Source organism: Cohnella algarum (assembly GCF_016937515.1).
Classification (GTDB): Bacteria; Bacillota; Bacilli; order Paenibacillales; family Paenibacillaceae; genus Cohnella; species Cohnella algarum.
Genome location: NZ_JAFHKM010000002.1, coordinates 4,384,409 through 4,404,771, shown reverse-complemented (window position 1 = coordinate 4,404,771; position 20,363 = coordinate 4,384,409). Strand labels below are relative to the sequence as shown.

16 protein-coding genes are annotated in these 20,363 nt (G+C 60.3%); 3 read left to right on the top strand and 13 right to left on the bottom strand.

Annotated elements, in window-relative coordinates; genetic code table 11:
* Position 1 precedes the first annotated feature (1 nt).
* Both JW799_RS19730 and JW799_RS19725 read right to left on the bottom strand, forming a co-directional pair.
* Positions 2-1,105 carry an efflux RND transporter periplasmic adaptor subunit gene (locus JW799_RS19730; RefSeq protein ID WP_338026303.1) on the bottom strand — a complete coding sequence of 368 codons (1,104 nt, stop codon included), beginning with the start codon at positions 1,103-1,105 and terminating at the stop codon, positions 2-4.
* Positions 1,065-1,850, bottom strand: a complete 786-nt coding sequence (locus tag JW799_RS19725; RefSeq protein ID WP_205431349.1) for an ABC transporter ATP-binding protein — start codon at positions 1,848-1,850, stop codon at positions 1,065-1,067. Before JW799_RS19725 ends, JW799_RS19730 begins: the two co-directional genes overlap by 41 nt.
* 278 nt (positions 1,851-2,128) lie before the next feature.
* Here JW799_RS19725 and JW799_RS19720 point away from each other — a divergent pair, with 278 nt between their 5' ends.
* Both JW799_RS19720 and nagZ read left to right on the top strand, forming a co-directional pair.
* Positions 2,129-3,793, top strand: a complete 1,665-nt coding sequence (locus tag JW799_RS19720) for a glutamine--tRNA ligase/YqeY domain fusion protein (RefSeq protein WP_205431348.1) — start codon at positions 2,129-2,131, stop codon at positions 3,791-3,793.
* Positions 3,794-4,029: 236 nt separating this feature from the next.
* Complete coding sequence (gene nagZ, locus JW799_RS19715; RefSeq protein WP_205431347.1) at positions 4,030-5,379, top strand: beta-N-acetylhexosaminidase; 1,350 nt, start codon at positions 4,030-4,032, stop codon at positions 5,377-5,379.
* Between the two features lie 39 nt (positions 5,380-5,418).
* On the opposite strand, the gene JW799_RS19710 is transcribed toward nagZ, so the two are convergent.
* The 10 genes from JW799_RS19710 to lspA all read right to left on the bottom strand — a co-directional run bounded on the left by JW799_RS19710 (position 5,419) and on the right by lspA (position 18,767).
* Positions 5,419-7,026: an S-layer homology domain-containing protein gene (locus JW799_RS19710; protein WP_240353347.1), complete on the bottom strand. Its 1,608-nt coding sequence runs from the start codon at positions 7,024-7,026 to the stop codon at positions 5,419-5,421.
* A gap of 188 nt (positions 7,027-7,214) precedes the next feature.
* Entirely contained in the window at positions 7,215-7,862 is a 648-nt protein-coding gene (gene pyrE, locus JW799_RS19705) for an orotate phosphoribosyltransferase (RefSeq protein WP_080840410.1), read from the bottom strand.
* Entirely contained in the window at positions 7,859-8,596 is a 738-nt protein-coding gene (gene pyrF, locus JW799_RS19700) for an orotidine-5'-phosphate decarboxylase (protein ID WP_205433052.1), read from the bottom strand. Before pyrF ends, pyrE begins: the two co-directional genes overlap by 4 nt.
* Positions 8,597-8,689: 93 nt before the next feature.
* The gene (gene carB, locus JW799_RS19695; RefSeq protein WP_205431346.1) at positions 8,690-11,911 is read right to left on the bottom strand and encodes a carbamoyl-phosphate synthase large subunit; all 3,222 of its coding nucleotides are present in this window, start codon (positions 11,909-11,911) and stop codon (positions 8,690-8,692) included.
* Positions 11,898-13,043 (bottom strand): carbamoyl phosphate synthase small subunit, encoded by a 1,146-nt coding sequence (locus JW799_RS19690; protein ID WP_205431338.1) that lies wholly within the window; start codon positions 13,041-13,043, stop codon positions 11,898-11,900. Before JW799_RS19690 ends, carB begins: the two co-directional genes overlap by 14 nt.
* 63 nt (positions 13,044-13,106) lie before the next feature.
* On the bottom strand, positions 13,107-14,399 hold the full coding sequence (locus JW799_RS19685; protein ID WP_205431320.1) for a dihydroorotase: 1,293 nt from the start codon (positions 14,397-14,399) through the stop codon (positions 13,107-13,109).
* 56 nt (positions 14,400-14,455) lie between these two features.
* Positions 14,456-15,034 carry a bifunctional pyr operon transcriptional regulator/uracil phosphoribosyltransferase PyrR gene (gene pyrR / locus JW799_RS19680; RefSeq protein ID WP_205431317.1) on the bottom strand — a complete coding sequence of 193 codons (579 nt, stop codon included), beginning with the start codon at positions 15,032-15,034 and terminating at the stop codon, positions 14,456-14,458.
* Positions 15,035-15,307: 273 nt separating this feature from the next.
* Positions 15,308-16,561: an LL-diaminopimelate aminotransferase gene (locus tag JW799_RS19675; protein WP_205431315.1), complete on the bottom strand. Its 1,254-nt coding sequence runs from the start codon at positions 16,559-16,561 to the stop codon at positions 15,308-15,310.
* 738 nt (positions 16,562-17,299) lie between these two features.
* Positions 17,300-18,286 (bottom strand): RluA family pseudouridine synthase, encoded by a 987-nt coding sequence (locus JW799_RS19670; protein ID WP_205431313.1) that lies wholly within the window; start codon positions 18,284-18,286, stop codon positions 17,300-17,302.
* A complete protein-coding gene (gene lspA, locus JW799_RS19665; RefSeq protein ID WP_080841038.1) occupies positions 18,255-18,767 on the bottom strand; it encodes a signal peptidase II in 513 nt (170 codons plus the stop codon). The genes JW799_RS19670 and lspA overlap by 32 nt, the downstream gene beginning before the upstream one ends.
* A gap of 280 nt (positions 18,768-19,047) precedes the next feature.
* Here lspA and JW799_RS19660 point away from each other — a divergent pair, with 280 nt between their 5' ends.
* Positions 19,048-19,779 (top strand): TraR/DksA C4-type zinc finger protein, encoded by a 732-nt coding sequence (locus JW799_RS19660; RefSeq protein WP_080841040.1) that lies wholly within the window; start codon positions 19,048-19,050, stop codon positions 19,777-19,779.
* Positions 19,780-19,788: 9 nt separating this feature from the next.
* On the opposite strand, the gene JW799_RS19655 is transcribed toward JW799_RS19660, so the two are convergent.
* Positions 19,789-20,157, bottom strand: coding sequence for a DUF5665 domain-containing protein (locus JW799_RS19655; protein WP_139787323.1), 369 nt, complete (start codon positions 20,155-20,157; stop codon positions 19,789-19,791).
* Positions 20,158-20,363: the final 206 nt, after the last annotated feature.

Here is a 20,363-nt window from a genome sequence, read left to right as displayed (position 1 = left end):
CTTACCGACCCACGACTTTCTGTCCCGGAGTCAACCCTTGGAGCACTTCGACGTCCGTCGACGTCTGCTGGCCGACTTCGATATCGACCTCCCGCTTGCTGCCGTCCGCCTCGACGACTTGCACGTACGTTCTCGCCCCGATCGTTCGCAGCGCGGAAGTCGGGATGACGACGGCGTTTTCCTTGCGGTTGGTGACGACCGACGCCGTAAGCGGCGTTCCTCTCGTCGCTTCCGCCGGCAGATCCGGAACGTCGACGAGCAAATAATTGCTCACCTTGTCGATCTGGGCTTCGCCCGGATTCTCCTGGTCGTTCGACGGCTCGGGCAGCGCCTTGATTTTGCCCGTCAGCTCGCCGACGTTATTAATGGATACCTTGACCTCCATCCCGACGGCGACCTTGGCGAGATTGTCGCTCGACAGCTTGGCGGCGACGACGAGACGGCTCGTGTCGGCCACGACCGCGATCGGGTCGTACGCCTTGATCTGCTTGCCCTCCTCGGCGCTCACCGAGACGACCGTTCCGCCGAAAGGCGCGGTAAGCACGGCGGCGGCGATGTCCTGCTCCATGTCGGTGATCGCCTGTCGCGCTTCCTCGAATTCGATTTGCTTTTGCTCGAATTCGAGCGGGTCCATTTCGTCCTTTTGGCGGAGCGTGTTTTTCATGTCGAGCTCGAGCTTCCGGAATTGCAGCTTCTGGCTGCGGAGCGATTTTTTCAAATCTTCCACGTCCAGTTCGGCGATGACCTGTCCCGCTTTCACGGCGTCGCCGTTTGATATGTACAGCGTTTTGAGTCTTTTGCCTTCCAAAGAAGAGGAAGTATAGTAGAGCGTTTTTTCCTCTTCGGACATGATTTTGCCCGTGCCCTGAACCTTCGTCTCCAGCGTCTTCGTGGTAACTTCGTATTCCGGCTTTTTCGAAATTTGCGGCAGCTGGATCGCCGACAGGTCCTCCTCTTCCGGCTCGTCGGGCAGCAGCGAGCAGCCGGCCAGCGCCGCGCTCAAGGACAGGACGGCGAACGCCGAAGCCAGCTTTCGCTTGGAGCCGCGCCAAGCTCCTTTCCGGTCACTTGGATACGAATACGCCGTCCACCATTTCATAGACATGGTCTGCAACCTCCAATATCGTCAAATCGTGAGTCGTCATGCAAATCGTCACTTTCTCCGCGGAAACGATGTCCCGAAAAACCCCCATAATCTGGGCGGTCATCTGCGAATCCAGCTCGGCCGTCGGTTCGTCCGCCAGCAGCAAGCTCGGCCGATGCGAAATCGCCTTGGCGATCGCGACCCGCTGCTGTTCTCCCCCGGAAAGCTCGGAAGGCCGATGGTGCATCCGTTTCGCGAGCCCCACCATTTCCAGGCATTCGGTGATCCGTTTTTTCCATTGGGTTCTCGGAACTCCCGCCATCCGCAGCGTCAGCTCCACGTTCTCGTAAGCCGACAGCAGCGGCAGCAGCGCGTAAGCCTGAAAAATAAATCCGATTTCGCTGCGGCGCACCTCGGTTCGCTTACGGTCGTCCAATTTGTGAAAGGGGCGTCCCTGAAAATAAATTTCGCCGGCGGTCGGCGTATCGAGCCCGCCCATCAAGTTCATCAGCGTCGTTTTGCCGGAGCCGGACCGGCCTTTCAGCATGACGAGCTGTTTCGGATATAACTGCAAATCGATTCCTTTCAACACGCGCAGCTTCTGGCTGCCGACGTCGAACGAGCGCTCCACCCCGCGCACCGTCAAAAGCGGCTCCGCCGGCGCGGAAGCGGCGTCGGGCGGCTGTTCCCGCTCCGAGGGCTCAAGGACGGCCGCAATCGATTTCGGCGGCTCGGGACCTTTTTTTCGCTGCAACCATGACCGCATGATTCTGGCTCCTCCCCCTGTTGCCTATAGCAAAAATTGACGACGAATGCAGTTCTTTCCCCATGGCTCCATCAATTATAACGATCCAAACCGAGGAAAAGTTACGTCTTTAGCAATTTTTTATGAGAAAGATGAGAGGAGGAAGGGCCTATTTTTTCGGCAGCTTGCGACAGAAAGGGCTTCCGGCGCTTATTTTTTTGCTTTCCTCTTTATAAGAAGGGGATATTTTGTGTATGATGAAGGAATAACAAGAGAATTCCCAGGGAAGGTTGGTCGGATTGGACAGCAAAACGTCGTCATCGAACTTTATCAAAAACATCGTCTCCGAGGATTTGGCCGAAGGCCGCGTGGAGGGAATCGTCACCCGGTTTCCGCCCGAACCGAACGGCTATCTGCATATCGGGCATGCGAAGTCGATTTGCCTGAACTTCGAGCTTGCCGACGAATTCAAAGGCCGCACCCATTTGCGGTTTGACGATACGAATCCGGTAAAAGAAGACGCCGAATACGTCGAATCGATCAAAAAAGACGTGCAGTGGCTCGGCTTCGACTGGGACGGACTGTTTTTCGCCTCGGATTATTTCGGCGAAATGTTCGACCGCGCCACCTTGCTGATCCGCAAGGGGCTCGCCTACGTCGACGATCAAAGCGCGGACGAAATCCGCGAAACGCGCGGCACGCTGACGCAGCCCGGCAAAGAGAGCCCGTATCGCAACCGCTCCGTCGAGGAAAACCTCGACCTGTTCCGGCGCATGAAGGACGGAGAGTTTCCGGACGGGGCCAAGGTGCTCCGCGCCAAAATCGACATGTCGTCGCCGAACATCAACATGCGGGATCCGGTCATTTACCGCGTCGTTCACGCGACGCACCACAATACCGGGGACCAATGGTGCATTTACCCGATGTATGCGTTCGCCCACCCGCTAGAGGACGCGATCGAAGGCGTCACGCACTCGATATGCACGCTCGAATTCGAGGATCAGCGGCCGTTCTACGACTGGGTCGTCCGGGAAACCGAAATGCCCCACATCCCCCGGCAGTACGAATTTGCGCGGCTGAACCTGACGAACACGGTCATGAGCAAGCGGAAGCTCAAAATGCTCGTGGACGAAAAGGCCGTCGACGGCTGGGACGATCCGCGCATGCCGACGATTTCCGGCCTTCGCCGCAAAGGCTACACCCCGGAGGCGATCCGAGCGTTCTGCCGCGAGATCGGCGTCGCGCGCAGCTACAGCGTCGTCGACGAGCAAATGCTGGAGCACTTCATCCGCGAGGATTTGAAGCTGAAGTGTCCGCGGACGATGGCCGTTCTGCGGCCGCTGAAAGTCGTCATCACGAACTATCCGGAAGGGCAGACGGAATGGCTGGACGCCGAGAACAATTCGGAAAACCCGGAGCTGGGCCACCGCCAAATTCCGTTCTCGCGCGAAATCTACATCGAGCAGGATGATTTCATGGAAAATCCGCCGAGCAAATACTTCCGGCTGTTTCCCGGCAACGAAGTCCGGCTCAAGCACGCGTACTTCATCAAGTGCGAGGAAGCGATCAAAAACGAAGCCGGCGAAGTGGTGGAGCTTCGCTGCACGTACGATCCCGAGACGAAGAGCGGCTCCGGCTTTACCGGCCGGAAGGTGAAGGGCACGATTCACTGGGTCGACGCCTCGCAGGCGGCGCCCGCGGAATTCCGTCTTTACGAGCCGCTTATTACGGAAGACGAAGAGGACGACGACGCCCCGTTTCTCGAGCGGCTGAACCCGAACTCGCTGACGACGCTGCAAGGCTTCGTCGAGCCGGGCTTGAAGGATGCGGCGGCCCAGGAGAAATTCCAGTTTTTCCGGCACGGCTACTTCAATGTCGATCCGAAGGACAGCAAGCCCGGGCGTCCGGTGTTCAACCGGATCGTCTCGCTCAAAAGCTCGTTCGACATTTCCAAAGCCAAGTAAGCCGAGCGCCCTCTCGCCCGGTCTTGGGCGCGGGCGGCTACCGGCGTGGGGGCGGATCGCCGGTAGCGCAAGACAGGTCGGCTTCAATACGTGCGCGAATAGCGGTCGGGATCGACCGCTATTTTTGTTCGACGATTCGGAAAGGATAAGTTTCGTTTCGTGCGAATCCAAGTCTGTTTTTCCTGGGAGCACCGTTTGCCGCCCGTAACGTATTGCCCGAAAGGAGTGACCGTCCCATGAAATGGCGTCCGCTCGCGAGACTCGCTCTGCTTGCCGCCGCGATCGCAGGAGCAGCCGGATGCGCTGCGAATAACGAGCCGCCCGCTTCCCCTTCCGCATCGCCGACCGCTTCGACCGCCGCTTCGCCGCCGACGGCGACGGCCGGGGGCGAACAGGCGCCGAACCCGGCAACCGGCGAAAATGCGCCGCCTTCGGCAACGGTTCCGCCGGAAGCTTCCCCTTCTTCCGCAGCCCCGCCGTCCGCCTCCGAAGATCCGATCCGGTTGAAGATCCGGAACATGACGCCGGAGGAGAAAATCGGGCAAATGGTGTTGGCCGGCATCGAAGGCGACGAGCTTGACGACGAAGCGATAAAAATGATCCGCGAACACAAAATCGGCGGCATCATCCTGTACGGGGACAATATATCGGATGTCGGCGGAACGGTTTCCCTCATTAACGCGATCAAACGCGCAAATGCAGGGAATCCCGCGCCGATCTTCATCGGCGTCGACCAGGAAGGCGGCCGGGTCAGCCGTTTGCCGGACGAGGTCGAACCGTTTCCGGCCAGCGCCGCCGTCGGCGCCGGCGGCAAGCCGGAGCAGGCCGAGGAAATGGGAAATCTGCTTGCCGAAGCGCTGCTGGCTTTCGGCTTCAATATGGATTTCGCGCCCGTGCTGGACGTCAACAGCAACCCGGACAATCCCGTCATCGGCGATCGCTCGTTCGGCAGTTCCGCCGAACGCGTGGCCGAAATGGGCATCGCAGCCATGAAGGGCATTCGCGGGGGCGGCGTCATTCCCGTAGTCAAGCATTTTCCGGGGCACGGCGACACGTCCGTCGATTCCCACCTCGATTTGCCCGTCGTGAACAAGACGCCGCAGCAGTTGGCGAAGCAGGAATGGCTCCCGTTCCAGGCCGCGGTCAAGGAGCAAGCCGAAGCGATCATGGTCGCCCATATTCTATTTCCGAAAGTCGATCCAAAGCGGCCGGCTTCGCTGTCGAAGACGATTGTCGGCACGCAGCTCCGGGAAAAAATGGGCTACGACGGCGTCGTCATGACCGACGATTTGGGAATGGGCGCGATCGTCAAAAACTACAAGCTGGCCGACGCCGCCGCCGATGCCGTGGAAGCGGGCGTCGACATCCTGCTGATCGGCCACGGTTACGACAACGAACGGGCCGTTTTCGAGTCGCTTGTCCGTTGCGTCAAGGACGGCACGATCGCGGAAACCCGGATCGACGAGAGCGTCTATCGCATCCTGAAGCTGAAAGAGCGGGCCCGCCTGTCCGACGAGGAAACGGAAGCGCCCGACCTTGACGGTCTCAATGCCAGGATTCGCGATTGGCGCGGTCGAATCGAATGAATCCCGCATCTTCGAATGCAGCCGAACGCCCGGCCGCCGTCAGCCGGACGCGAACGATGCGTACTTGGCCGCGTTCCGGACGGCCGGCCAAATATCGGGCGTCTCGCCGCCGATGTACCAGTAGGCGAGCCCCGCCATCCCCCGCTTCGCGGCCTCCGCCGTCTTCAGCGCGAGGGAGCGGCTGTCCTCCGCCCAAATCTTGTACGTCGTTCCCGAATTGGCGAACGTGTAGACGTACTGTCCGATCGTCTCGTCCCAGGAGCAACTCCCCGCCCCGAGCGACTCGACGGCCGCAGCCTGCTCGCGGATCGACAAAATCGTCGAGGAGACGGACGGCGCAAGCGTCCATTTCCGGGTGTACGTCGGCAAGGCGAGAATCGTCCGCGACGCCGGCACGGCCTCGTGCAGCGTGTCCAAGCCGCTCGCCACCCACGGCAGCGAAGCGACCGATCCGGCAACCGGGGAACCGCCCCAATGCTCGTCGTACCCCATCAGGACGATATAATCGGCCGCTTCCCCCAAAGCGGCGTAGTCGAACGCCGCCGTCCAGTCGGAACCGAGATCGGGGGAAACGTTCACCGACAGCACCGCCCCGATCCGGTGCAGCCGGCAGGCCAACTCTTCGACGAAGGCGGTCAAGCCGAAGCGGTCTATTGGCAGCACGTTTTCAAAGTCGAGATTAAGACCATCCATTCCGTAATGGTCGACGTAAGCGACGAGCTGATCGATGACGTCCTGCCGGTTGCTCTCGTCTTCAAGCAGTCGATGGGTCAGCTCCGCATCCGATCGGTTGCCGACCATCCCCCACACCTGTTTCCCGCTCTCGTCCGCCCATCGGACAAGCGTTTCGTCCGTGCTGTCTGAAACCGCCGAAGCCGATTCCAGAAAAAAGACGCGCGGAACGAGCGTATTCACGGTCGACCGCTTTACGCTTGCGATAAATTCCGCCGTCGTCTGCAAGTACTGCCAGCCGAGCTGCAGCCCCATTTCCGGCTCGCGCTCCAGACCGTCCGCCCATTCGTCGTTCCGAACGATCCGGTTCAGCAGCGCGGCCGTCTCCTCGCGGGTCAGCGCATCCTGCGGACGGAAATGGCCTTCGCTATCCCCTTCGATCAGCCCCGCTTCCGTCGCAACCTGCGCCGAGGCGACCGCCCAAACGCTTATGTCGTCCGCGTCCTCGTACGAAGACGATTCGCCGCCGCCATAACCCTCCAATTTTAAAGCCCGCGCCAGGAGGACAGCCGCCTGCTCCCGCGTCAGCGATGCCGCCGGGCGAAACGCGCCGGCCCCCGTCCCGTTCACGATGCCGAGCTGGGACGCCGCCTCCGTCGAACCGTAATACCATGCGCCGAGCGGAACGTCGATAAAAGAAGAAATGCGGCTCGCCACCGGCTCAAGCCCGAACAGACGGATCAGGAGCGCCGCGAATTCCGCGCGCGTGACCCCCCGCTTCGGACTGAACGTATCGGCGCTCGTTCCGCCGACGATGCCTTTTGCGTACAACGCGGCGATATCCGCCTTGGCGAAGCTGGACGCGATATCGCGAAACGGCGTTCCGACCGAGGTTCCGGCCGCAAACGCCGGCGGCGCGATCCCGCAGGCGAGAAAGGCGGCCAACCCCAAATTCAACAAACGATAAAAACGCAAAACCCGCACCTCTTTCCGGCAGGACAGATATCCCTCTATCCTCTTTTGCCTCTATCCCTCTATCCTATCAGAGAAGCAGCACGGGCAAGCACGCGTAAATATTGGGAATCGGGTTCCGGCGCGCTCAAAAAAAATACCCCCGCCGGTTTCGACCGAAACGGGGGTGATGCAAAGATGCGCCGACAAGCTTATACGCCGTAAGCCGCCGGATTTTCGCGCCACGCTTTCAGCTGCGCGACGTCTTCCTCGCGGATGGCTCCGGTCTCGAGCGCGACGGAGACGAGCGCCGTATAGTTCGACAGCGTATGCAGTGGAATGTTTTCCGCCGCGAACGCGTCGGTCGCCTTTTCGAACTGATACGTGAAAATCGCGACGACGCCCTGCACTTCGCAGCCGGCATCGCGGACGGCTACCGCCGCCTTGAGCGAGCTCCCGCCGGTCGAGATCAAATCCTCGATCAGCACGACTTTTTGGCCGGGTTTGAAGCTGCCTTCGATCTGGTTCGTCTTGCCGTGCCCCTTCGCCTTGTCCCGCACGTACAGCATCGGCAGGCTCAGCTTTTGGGCGACCCAGGCCGCATGGGGAATGCCGCCCGTCGCAATGCCGGCGACCGCTTCGCAATCCGGATATTGGTCCCGGATGATGGCGGCGAAGCCTTCCGCGATCAGATCGCGGATTTCCGGAAACGACATCGTCAGCCGATTGTCGCAGTAAATGGGCGACTTCAGCCCCGAAGTCCACGTAAACGGCTCGTTCGGGCGCAGCGCCACCGCCTGGATGCGCAGCAAGGCGCCGGCGACTTCGGTCGGCAGGCGGTCTATGGATACAGTGGTCATGATGCGCTCATCTCCTCAAGGATCGATTGAAGCGAAACGGCGGGATCGGGAGCGCCGGTAATCGGCCGCCCGATCACGAGATAATCGGTGCCGCCCCGGACGGCGTCGCCGGGTGTCGTAATGCGCGACTGGTCCCCGATGTCGGAACCGCGCGGCCGAATGCCCGGCGTCACGGTGAGAAATTCCGGACCGCAGGCGAGCTTGATCGCTTCGACCTCGAGCGGCGAGGCGACGACGCCGCGAAGACCGGCGCTGGCGGCAAGCTTCGCATAGTTTACGACCGCCTGCTCGACCGTGCCTGCAATTCCGATTTCCTCGTTAAGCACGGCGAGGCTCGTGCTCGTCAGCTGCGTCACGGCGATGACGATCGGTTTCTCGTCCGCGTCGCCCTCCCCGAGCGCATCCTCCACGCCTTGCATGGCGGCCCCCATCATCGCGCTTCCCCCTGCCGCGTGCACGTTGAACATATCGACGCCGAGCCGCGTGATGCTCCGGGCGCCGCCTCGCACCGTGTTGGGAATGTCGTGCATTTTCAAATCGAGAAACACTTTGAAGCCCCGGGCTTTCAGCTCGCGGACGACCGAAGGGCCCGCGGCATAGAACAGCTCCATGCCCACTTTCATCCAGCAGCCGGTGCCGTGAAGCGCGTCGGCGAGGCGCAATGCCGTTTCGGCATCGGGTTTGTCGAGCGCTACCATCACCTTGGCGGCAGCTTGCTCGCGTGCGAGACGCATCGTCAACACGTTCAGCTCCCTTGTTTTAACGTAAAATGTCACATAGAAGCCCGATCTCCGGCAGTAGCTGGAGACCGGGCAAAAGCGCGAATGTTAAGGCGTAAGCACCGGCATCGCTTCGCTGGAGAAGCGCAGCGACTCCAGCATGTTCAGCAGCGCGCGGACCGTATCGAGCGACGTCAGGCAGACGACGCCGTTTTCCACCGCTTCGCGGCGAATCCGGAACCCGTCGCGCTCCGGCGTTTTGCCCTTCGTCAACGTATTGACGACGAATTGCGCCTGTCCGGTGCGAATCAGGTCGAGGATGTTCGGCGAGTTCTCCCTCAGCTTGTTCACGCGCGTGACGCGCATCCCCGCTTGTTCGAGCGCTTCCGCCGTGCCTCCGGTTGCCAGCAGCTTGTAGCCCAATTTGTAGAAGCCGCGCAAAATTTCGATCGCTTCTTCTTTATCCTTGTCGGCGACGGTCGCGATGATCGAACCCGAGGTCGGGATTTTCATGTTGGCGCCCAGCAGCCCTTTGAACAGCGCCTTGGCGAAATGGCGGTCGCGGCCCATCACTTCGCCGGTCGATTTCATTTCCGGCGTCAGCGTCGGGTCGACGCGGCGCAGCTTGGCGAAGGAGAACACCGGCACTTTGACCGATACGTGCTCGTCTTCCGGCCACAGGCCTCCGGAATAGCCCAGGTCGGCCAGCTTGACGCCCAGAATCGCCTGCGTCGCCAAATTCGCCATCGGCACGTTCGTCACCTTGGACAGGAACGGCACCGTGCGCGACGAACGCGGATTGACTTCGATGACGAACACCTGCTCGTTCCAGATGACGAACTGGATGTTGACGAGCCCGACCGTCTTCAGTTCCTTCGCGATGCGGGTCGTGATGTCGACCGCTTGCCGCTTGATTTCCTCCGACAGCGACTGCGGCGGATAGACCGCGATCGAGTCGCCCGAGTGGACGCCCGCGCGTTCGATATGCTCCATGATGCCGGGAATGAGCACCGTTTCGCCGTCGCAGATGGCGTCGACTTCGATTTCCTTGCCGAGCATGTAGCGGTCGATCAGGACGGGATGCTCAGGATTGATTTTCACCGCTTCTTTCATATAAGCGAGCAGTTCGTCGTCGGAGTAGACGATTTCCATCGCGCGGCCGCCCAGCACGTAGGACGGGCGGACGAGCACCGGATAGCCGAGCGATGCCGCCGCGCCTACCGCTTCGTCCACGGAAGTGACGGTCGTGCCCTTCGGCTGCGCGATGTTCAGCCGGCGAAGAAGCGCCTCGAACCGCTTGCGGTCTTCGGCCTCGTCGATGCTGTCGAGCGACGTACCGAGAATGCGCACGCCGGCGCGGGACAGCGGGCCCGCCAGATTGATCGCCGTTTGGCCGCCGAACTGGACGATGACGCCGATCGGCTTCTCCTGCTCGATGACGTTCATGACGTCTTCGAAGAAGAGAGGCTCGAAGTACAGCCTATCCGACGTATTGAAATCCGTCGATACCGTTTCCGGGTTGTTGTTGATGATGACCGCTTCGTAGCCGGCGTTGCGGATCGCCCACACGGCGTGAACCGTCGAGTAATCGAACTCGATGCCTTGGCCGATCCGGATCGGGCCGGAGCCGAGCACGACGATCTTTTCCTTCGCGCTCGGGATCACTTCGTTTTCCGTCTCGTAAGTCGAGTAGTAGTACGGCGTCGAAGCTTCGAATTCGGCGGCGCAGGTGTCGACCATTTTATAAACGGGCTTGATTCCTTGCTGCAGCCGGTATTCCCGAACGGCCGTTTCGTCCGCGTGAGCCGCGGTAACGCCTTGGCCCTCCTTGCGCAGCTCGGCGATCGCGCGGTCGGTGAAGCCCATGCGCTTTGCCTTAAGCAGCGTCTCGGCCGTGAGTCCGGGCTCGCGGCGAATAACGTCCTCGAACGCGACGATGCGTTCGATTTTGTCCAGGAACCACCAGTCGATGCTCGTCAAGTCCTGGATGTCCTGCAGCGTCCAGCCGCGGCGGAACGCTTCGGCGACGAGGAACAGCCGTTCGTCGTCCGGCTTCGCGAGGCGCGTGCGAAGCGCGTCGTCGGCGATTTCGCCCGCGCCCTTGAGCAGCAGGCGGTGCGTGCCGATTTCCAGCGAGCGAACCGCTTTGTGGATCGATTCCTCGAACGTGCGGCCGATCGCCATCACTTCGCCGGTCGCCTTCATTTGCGTGCCGAGCTTGCGGTTCGCCGAGACGAATTTGTCGAACGGCCAGCGCGGGATTTTGCTGACGATGTAGTCCAGCGTCGGCTCGAAGCAGGCATAGGTCTGCCCCGTAACCGGGTTGACGATTTCATCGAGCGTGTAACCGATCGCGATTTTGGCGGCCATTTTGGCGATCGGGTAGCCGGTCGCTTTCGAAGCGAGCGCCGAAGAGCGGCTGACGCGCGGGTTGACTTCGATGACGTAATATTGATAGCTTTGCGGATCGAGCGCGAACTGCACGTTGCAGCCGCCTTCGATGTTGAGCGCGCGAATGATTTTCAGCGATGCGGAGCGGAGCATCTGATACTCGCGGTCCGACAGCGTTTGGCTCGGCGCGACGACGATGCTGTCGCCGGTATGGACGCCGACCGGATCGAAGTTTTCCATGTTGCAGACGACGATGCAGTTGTCGTTCGCGTCGCGCATCACTTCGTATTCGACTTCCTTCATGCCCGCGATCGATTTCTCGACCAGGCATTGGCCGATCGGGCTGTAGCGGATGCCGCTGTCGACCGTTTCGCGCAGCTCTTCCTCGGTCGCCGCGATGCCGCCGCCCGTGCCGCCCAGCGTATAAGCCGGGCGCACGATGACCGGATAGCCGATTTCGTTCGCGAAATCGACCGCTTCCTGGATGCTCGTCACGATGACGCTCTCCGGAACGGGCTGGCCCAGCTCGCGCATCAGCTCGCGGAACAGATCGCGGTCCTCGGCGCGCTCGATCGCCGACAGCTGCGTGCCGAGCAGCTTGACGCCTTCCTGCTCGAGCACGCCGGCGCGGGCCAATTCGACCGCCATGTTGAGGCCGGTCTGTCCGCCCAGCGTCGGCAGCAATCCGTCCGGACGCTCCTGCCGGATGATCTGGGATACGAACTCGAGGTTGATCGGCTCGATGTACACTTTGTCGGCCATATTGGTATCGGTCATAATCGTGGCCGGGTTGCTGTTGATCAGGACGACTTCGAGTCCTTCTTCCTTCAGCGCTTGGCAAGCCTGCGTGCCGGCGTAGTCGAATTCGGCCGCTTGTCCGATGACGATCGGGCCGGAGCCGATCACGAGAATTTTTTTGAGGTCGTTATTTTTGGGCATATTGCAGTTCTCCTCTCAGCGTCTCCGCCAACTGCGCCTGGCGCGGCCGTTCGGGGTTGTTGCGTTTGTGCTCGCGGATCATCTCCAGGAACCGGTCGAACAGGTAGCCGCTGTCGAACGGACCCGGAGCCGCTTCCGGGTGATATTGCACCGTGTAGGCCGGATAGCGGTTATGCTTCAGGCCTTCGATCGTTTTGTCGTTGTTGTTGATGTGCGTCACGGTCAGCTCCGTGCCCCGGATCGACTCTTCCTTGACCGTGTAGCCGTGGTTTTGCGATGTAATGTAGCAGCGGCCGCTTTCAAGCTCCTTGACCGGGTGGTTGCCGCCGCGGTGGCCGAATTTCAGCTTTTCGGTGTCGGCTCCGCAAGCGAGCGCGAAAATTTGGTGGCCGAGACAGATGCCGAACAGCGGGTATTCGCCGAGCAGCTGGCGCACCGTTTCGACGGCGTGCGGGACGTCCTTCGGGTCCCCGGGGCCGTTCGACAGCTGGATGCCGTCGGGATGCAGCCGGCGGATTTCGTCGGCCGTCGTGTCGTGCGGGACGACGACGACGTCGCAGCCGCGCTGTGTCAGCTCGCGCAGGATGCCGCTTTTGGCTCCGTAGTCGATCAGCACGATCCGCTCGCCCTTGCCCGGGCTGGAAAACACTTGCTTCGTCGACGTGCGGGCGACCTGGTCGCGCAGCAGCGAGGAGGCGTTAAGCCGCTCCCGCAGCTCTTCCACCCGTTCGGTTCCCGTCGTCAGAATCCCCTTCATCGTACCGTGGCGGCGCAAAATCCGCGTCAGCATGCGCGTGTCGATGTCGCTGATGCCGATGATGCCGTACTCTTTGAGCAGACTGTCCAGCGTATACTGCGCCCGCCAGTTGCTCGGCACCGGCTCGTGACGGCGCACGACGAAGCCGTGAATGTAAGGGCGAATCGACTCGAAGTCGTCCCGGTTAATGCCGTAATTGCCGATCAGCGGAAACGTCATCGTGACGATCTGGCCGCAGTAGGAAGGATCGGACAAAACTTCCTGATATCCGGTAATGCCTGTATTGAACACCACTTCGCCGGTGGACGCGCCTTCCGCGCCGAATCCGAGGCCCGTGAACAGTGTGCCGTCTTCCAGTAACAATCTCGCTTGCATCCCTTTTCCTCCTCAAGTCTTTGCGTGAGCAAAAACGCCTCGTATGCCTTACAAGCGACAAGCTTAAGCCTGTTCGCTCCAGACGACCTTGCCGTCGACCATCGTCAGCGCCGGCCAGCCGGAAAGCTTCCAACCGGCGAACGGCGTATTCCGCCCGAGCGACAGGAACGTTTCCGGATCGACTTCCTTCTCGGTTTCGAGGTCGATCAGCGTGACGTCGGCGGCCGAACCGGGCGCCAAAGTCCCCGTCTCCAGCCCGAACACCCGGGCGGGATCGCTCGTCATGCGGCGGAGCAGGAACGGCAGCGTCCACCTTCCGGTCTTGACGAATTTCGTGTACAGCAGCGGGAACGCCGTTTCGAAGCCGACGATGCCGAACGGGGCGCGCTCGAGTCCTTTCGCTTTCTCTTCCGCGCTGTGCGGCGCGTGATCGGTCACGATGATGTCGATCGTCCCGTCCTCGAGCGCCTCGATGCAAGCTTCGACATCGCGGGGCGTCCGCAGCGGGGGATTCATCTTCCAGTTGGCATCCATCGAATCCGGAATGTCCTCGTCCGACAGCACCAGGTGGTGCGGGCAAACTTCCGCCGTCACGCGGACGCCGACCGATTTGCCGAGCCGGATGAGCCGGATCGACTGTTCGGTGCTGACGTGGCAGACATGGTAGTGAACCCCGGTCGCCTCCGCCAGCAAAATGTCCCGTCCCACGTGAATCGCCTCGGATTCGTTCGGAATGCCCTTAAGACCGTGCTTGCGGGAAAACGCGCCCTCGGTCACCGAAGCCCCGACGACGAGCGAATCGTCCTCGCAGTGGGCGATGATCGGAAGGCCCAGCGACTTGGCCTGCGCCATCGCGTCCTTCATCATTTGCGCGTTCTGGACGCCCACGCCGTCGTCGGTGAAGCCGATCGCGCCCGCTTCCTTGAGCGCGGCGAAGTCGGTCAGCTCGCGGCCGAGCTCGTTTTTCGTGATGGCGGCGTAAGGCAGCACCTTGACCGCGCCTTCGGTCGCCGCTTTGTCCAGCACCAGCCGCACCGTTTCCGGGGAATCCGTCACCGGACGGGTGTTCGGCATGCAGGCGATCGTCGTAAAGCCGCCCTTGGCCGCCGAGCGGGTGCCGCTCGCGATCGTTTCCTTATATTCGAAGCCGGGTTCGCGAAGGTGCACGTGCATGTCGATGAATCCCGGGGAAATCAGCTTGCCCGCGGCGTCGATCGTTTCGGCGCCGGCCGTGTCGGGCGCGGTCTCGCCGTCCGCCCATTCGGCGACTTTGCCGTTTTCTATTTTCAAATGCTTTTTCGAAAGTTCTCCGTTTTCCGGGTTCACCGTCAAGCCGTTTAAGATCCATGTCGTCATGTTACGAAAGGCCTCCTCGTATCCGTCTGTTGCTCCGATCCGTTCGATGACCGGCTTTACACTTCCACTTCCGCTTCCCGCGGGTGCATGATGAGGACGCAGTCGTTTTCGTCCACTTCGCTCAGGGAAACCTCGATCTTCTCCTGCCTGGAGGTCGGCACGTTTTTGCCGACGTAATCCGGCCGGATCGGCAGCTCCCGGTGTCCCCGGTCGACCAGGACGGCCAGCTGGATCGCCTGGGGTCGCCCGCAATCCATCAGCGCGTCCATCGCCGCCCGGATCGTTCGGCCGGTATAGAGCACGTCGTCGAACAAAATGATCCGCTTGTCCTTGATGTCGAAAGGCTTGTCGCCTTCCGCGCTAACGAGGCCCGGCACGATGGAGGAAGCGTCGGCATCGCTCGGCCGGTCGTCCCGGTACCGGGTCACGTCCAGCTCGCCGACGCCGATCGGGCGGCCTTCGATGTCCCGGATGCGCTCCGCGATCCGCCGCGCCAGAAAAACGCCCCTCGTTCGGATGCCGACCAGCGCGCAGCCGTCGATTCCTTTGTTCTTTTCCACGATTTCGTGGGCAATTCGGGTCAGCGCCCGCCGGATGGCGGATTCATCCATAATGACGTTTTGAAACTCCTGCATAACGAACCCTCCCGCTGGCGATGAAGGCATAAAAAAACCTCCTTGCATAAGACGCAAGGAGGTGTATGTCGACAGGATTAGCCACAGCTTGACCGCTCGGCGGACGGACGTCCGCTTGCGAAATCAGGCCGCGACCGAATCGGGTCGTGCGCTACGCCACCTTGCCAGCCTCTCTGGACTGAGTTAAAGGCAACCGTTCATTTATCTGAGATTATCGCACTTTCGACACCCGTTGTCAACAGAATTGTATTTATTTTTATGCAGTTTTATGAATTAAAATTCAAATTCCACGTCCGTCAGCCGGCGCTTGATTTCGCCGATGACGCGCTGCTCGTCTTCTTCCCCTTGCGCGATGAACGTGACGGAGAAACGGACGAAATGGCCGGCGTCGTCCCAAGGCACGGTGGAGATCAGCTTTTCGCGGATCAAATATTGCGAGAAATCCTCGGCCGTCTCGAACCGCTGGCCGCCCTTGATGCCCTTCGGCGCCTCGACGTACAGGAAGAACGAGCCCTTCGGCTTCTCGGCTTTAAAGCCGATTTCGTTGAGCGCGGCCACGAGCAGGTTGTGGCGGCGCGAATATTTGGACGCGATCGCCTCGGTGATGGCCGGGTTCGCCAGGCCGTAGGCGGCCGCTTTCTGAATGGCGATGAACTGGCCGGAATCGTTGTTGTCCTTCACGTCGCTGAACGCTTTGACGATGAGCGGGTTGCCGGCGACAAAGCCGATCCGCCAGCCGGTCATGTTGTACGACTTGGACAGGGAGTGAAGCTCGACGCCCACGTCCTTCGCCCCCGGCACCGACAGGAAGCTGAGCGGCTTGACGCCGTCGTACGTCAGCGCCGCGTACGGAGCGTCGTGCACGATGACGACGTTGTATTTCCTCGCCCAAGCGACGACCTTCACGAAAAATTCGGCCGTAGCGGCCGCGCCCGTCGGGTTGTTCGGATAGTTCAGGTAAAACAGCTTCGCCTTGCGGGCGATTTCTTCCGGAATGGCGTCCAGATCCGGCAGGAAGTTGTTCTCCTTCGTCAACTGCACATTGTAGACTTGTCCGCCGAGATATTTCGTGTGGGTGCCCATGACCGGGTAGCCCGGGACGGTCATGATCGTCACGTCGCCCGGATTGATGAACACGGACGGCATCATCGCCAGCGCCGGCTTGGAGCCGATCGAGTGCACGACTTCGGTTTCCGGATCGATGCCGTCGACCGAGAACACTTCCTTCAAATATTTCGCGGCCGCGACCTTGAAGTCGGCGATGCCGTTGTCCGCGTAGCCGCGGTTTTCGGGCTTGGCCGCTTCTTCGGCAAGCTTGGCCACGATGCCGGCGTCCGCCATTTCGTCCGGCTCGCCGACGCCCATGTCGATCAGCTCGACGTCGGGGAACGCTTTTTTGGCGGCTGCTTTGGCGCGTTTGATTTTTTCGAACTTGTAAATGTTCGTATCCTTGCCGTAGTTGGATCCGCCGATCCGGTCGGCGAATTGCTCTTGAATAAAGGTGGATTGATATTTTTCTACGCTCACGTTTGCGACACTCCTCGCCTAAATTACTCTCATTCTCAATATGCCGCAATTCCGCGTTTCTCACCATGGATTTTTGCGCAGAAGGTTTGCAGGATTTGCAAATCCGAAAGCCGGGCGAAGCGGGCACAGCCCCCACCCCATGCGAACGGCTTGTCCGAATGAATGGAAATATCGGCTGGATAAGGGCATAACTTTCTCCCAGGAAAATCGTCTTGCCGACCTTGGGGAGATAGACTTTATTGCGACAACGAAGCAATGGAGCTGAGACTGGCGCGTTGGCGCGAGTAATCTCGGCTTGCGGTACTTGGGAGGCTTCTTTGCGGGGGGATGGAGATGAGAGCGGCTTCATGCGCAGGGACGGCGTAACGGTTGGCGGGTTTCTTGGCGGGATCAATCGAGTTTGGCGGAGCTTCGTTGGATTTCGTCCAAATCAAAAACGGCTTTTTCGCTACGTTCGCAGGCTTCGTTGGATTTTGTCCTATGGAGCAAGGCCGTTTCATCCATTTCGTCCGAAATGACCGTTCCTCGTTGGATAAAATCCACTCTAGCCCAACATGAATGTGCCTTGTGCGTAAGGTCGAGTTGAGTAGCCACGACTCAACCGGATCGACAGCTTGCTCGCGAAGGCGGCGAAATGAGTCATGGTTACCCAACTTGAGCGGGGCTGCATGCGTATAGAAGTTCAGATGTGTAGCCACGACTCAACCGGATCGACATACGCATCAAATGCATTCCCCGTCATCGCGTCCTGAGCATATAAAGCGCATGCTCCATATCGTCCGGCAGCGGGGCGCTGAACTCCATCGTCCGTCCGGTTCGCGGATGGAAGAAACCCAGAACGCCGGCATGAAGCGCCTGCCCTTCGATCCCGAGGTTGCGCCCGCCGCGCCCCCCGTATACCGGATCCCCGACGAGCGGATGGCCGATGTACTTCATATGCACCCGGATTTGGTGCGTCCGCCCCGTTTCGAGCCGAAGCTCCACGAGCGTATATTCGGCAAACCGCTCCAGCACCGTAAAATGCGTGACTGCGTCCTTCGCGCCCTTGTCGGTGACCGCGAACATTTTGCGGTCGTTTCTGTCCCGGCCGATCGGCGCGTCGATCGTTCCCCGGTCGTGGGGAACGACGCCCCGAACGAGCGCGGTATAGCGCCGGATGACCGAATGCGCTTTGAGCTGCTCGGCCAGCGAATGATGCGCGGCGTCGTTTTTGGCGGCCATCAGCAGGCCCGTCGTGTCTTTGTCGATGCGGTGCACGATGCCTGGACGGACGACGCCGTTAATGCCGGACAAATCCTTGCAATGGTACAGCAGCGCATTGACGACGGTGCCGGACGCATGTCCGGGAGCCGGATGTACGACTAGCCCGCGCGGCTTGTTGATGACGATGACGTCCTCGTCCTCGTGTACGATGTCGAGCGGAATCGGTTCCGGCGCCGCTTCGATCGGTTCGGGCTCGGGAATCGTCACGGTTATCGCGTCTCCGGCCGCCAGCTTGGCGTTCGGCTTCGCCGCCATGCCGTTCACGACGACGGCGCCGTCCCGAATCCATTCCTGCACCTGCGAACGGGAAACGGACGCATCCGCAAACCGGTCGGTCACATGCTTGTCCAGCCGCTGTCCCGCCTGCTCCTCCGGCACGATCCACGATCGCTCCCGTTGCCCGAAATCTTCCTCATCCGGCAGTTCCGGATCAAACAAGCTGTTGTTCTTCTCCATTGTCATCGGTTTCGTTCTCCTTGTTCTTGTCCTTCGCCCGGCGTTCCTCCAAAAACGTGTCCAGAATAATCAGGGCGACCCCGCACACGAGAAACGTGTCGGCCATGTTGAAGATCGGAAACGTCCAGTTGCCGAAGTTGAACTGCAGGAAATCGACAACCTCGCCGTAAATGGCCCGATCCAGAAAGTTGCCAATGGCTCCCCCGAGCACGAGCGCGAGAGCGGTCGGCAGCATCGGATGTCCTTTGCGGTATGAGCGGTGCAAATACCAGATGATTCCGGCGGCGACAACGATCGTGACGATGACGAAAAACGTCCGCTGCCCCTGCAAAATACCGAATGCCGCGCCCCGGTTCCGAATCGAGGTAATGAGGAAGAAATCCCCGATGACCGGGATTTGCTCGTACAGCTCCAAATTCCGTTCGATGATTTTTTTCGTGATGTAGTCGATGATAAATACAAGCAAGGCAATTCCGTAATACGGCAAAATTCCCAATCGACTCCGTTGCATTCGTAGCGCTCCGCCTCTCACTGCATATTCCTGATGATTTTATCATACTCGGGAGAGGAGAGTCCACGAACGAGGATGCAAAAAACGACAGCGCGCCCAAAACATGTCCGCGGCGGACGCGACGCAAAACAGTCGAACCGGAGAAAACTACAGACCGGAGGCATAAAGCCAAAAACGACTCGTCGTCCTTTAACGGCGCGATCAAGCCGCAAACGGATTGGATCCTGCAACGCCAACGGGAAGGGAGCATACGGTTATGGCCACACAGTTGACGGAGGAAAAGCTGCACTCGCTGCGTCGCAGGCTGTTGGACGAAAAAAGCGAATTGGAAAAACGCGTGCGGCAAAACGGACATTTCGGCCTCATCAACGCATACAAGGATTCGACCGGCGAGCTTTCGGGGATCGACAACCACCCCGCCGATGCCGGAACGGATACGTTCGAGCGAGCCAAAGACATCGCCTTGCTGGAGAGGCAAGCGTTCCGATTGGATAAAATCGAGGCTGCGCTCGAAAGAATGGACACCGGCGAATACGGCCGCTGCGCCGCTTGCGGCGGCTTCATTCCGGCCGAACGCCTCGAAGCGCAGCCGACCGCGATCTATTGCGCCAAGCACGAGCCCGTCCAGCGCGAGCATGAACAGCGCCCGATCGAAGAATATTTTTTGCAGCCGCCGTTCGGCCGCACTTCGCTCGACGGCCAAGGCGACCAAAACGGATTCGACGGCGAAGACGCATGGCAAATCGTGGAATCCTGGGGCAACTCCGACAGTCCGGCCCTGGCGGAGGGCGCCGACATTTCCGATTACGAGATGGTTTATACGGAAGCCGACGAAAACGAAGGGTTCGTCGAACCGCTTGAAAGCTTCCTTGCGACCGACATCACGGGGACGGACATCAGTGTCGTCCGGAACCGGGCTTATCATCGTTACTTGGCCGACCGGGAAGGCGAGCCGCTGCTCGAGCCCGACGAGATCGAGCGCGAGTAGGCCCGATCGTCAGTACGGATTGATTTCAAGCTGCCGCTGCACGATCCGGACGATGTCCGCTACGTAATCCCCGATGATCGGCAGGTTCAGCGCGCCAAGCAGTTGAAGAAGCCAGACGATCGTCGCCGCGAAAAAAGTAAAGCCGAGCGCGATGCCGATGCCGCGGAACAAGCCCGAAACGAAGTTGCGCCAGATCAAAGCCCACGGACGGTGCATCAGATTCGTGTATTCTTTTATTTCCGCCTTTTCCATATCCCCGGCCAGCTTGTCAATGCGCGCCGCCAGCAGATGAAGCGTGCGCTCGAGCGGCGTCGGCTCCTCCTTTGCGCCCGGCTTGCGCGATTTAGATTGGGCGTGGATCCGGTTTTGTTCGTCCATCGTTTTTCCCCCCGTCCATAAATCGTCATACGTTAGCTTACCACAACGGCCGCGCGCTCAATCTTGCGGCCAAAAGAACGATTTCAATGCGGAGCGGGCAACCCGGAACTCGTCCGGACAAGACAAAAAAACGGCCGGCACCGACCCCGTTCGGGTCGTGCGGCCGTTTTTGGCGGAAGAGCGGGCGCTCCGTTTTTCCCGGGGCC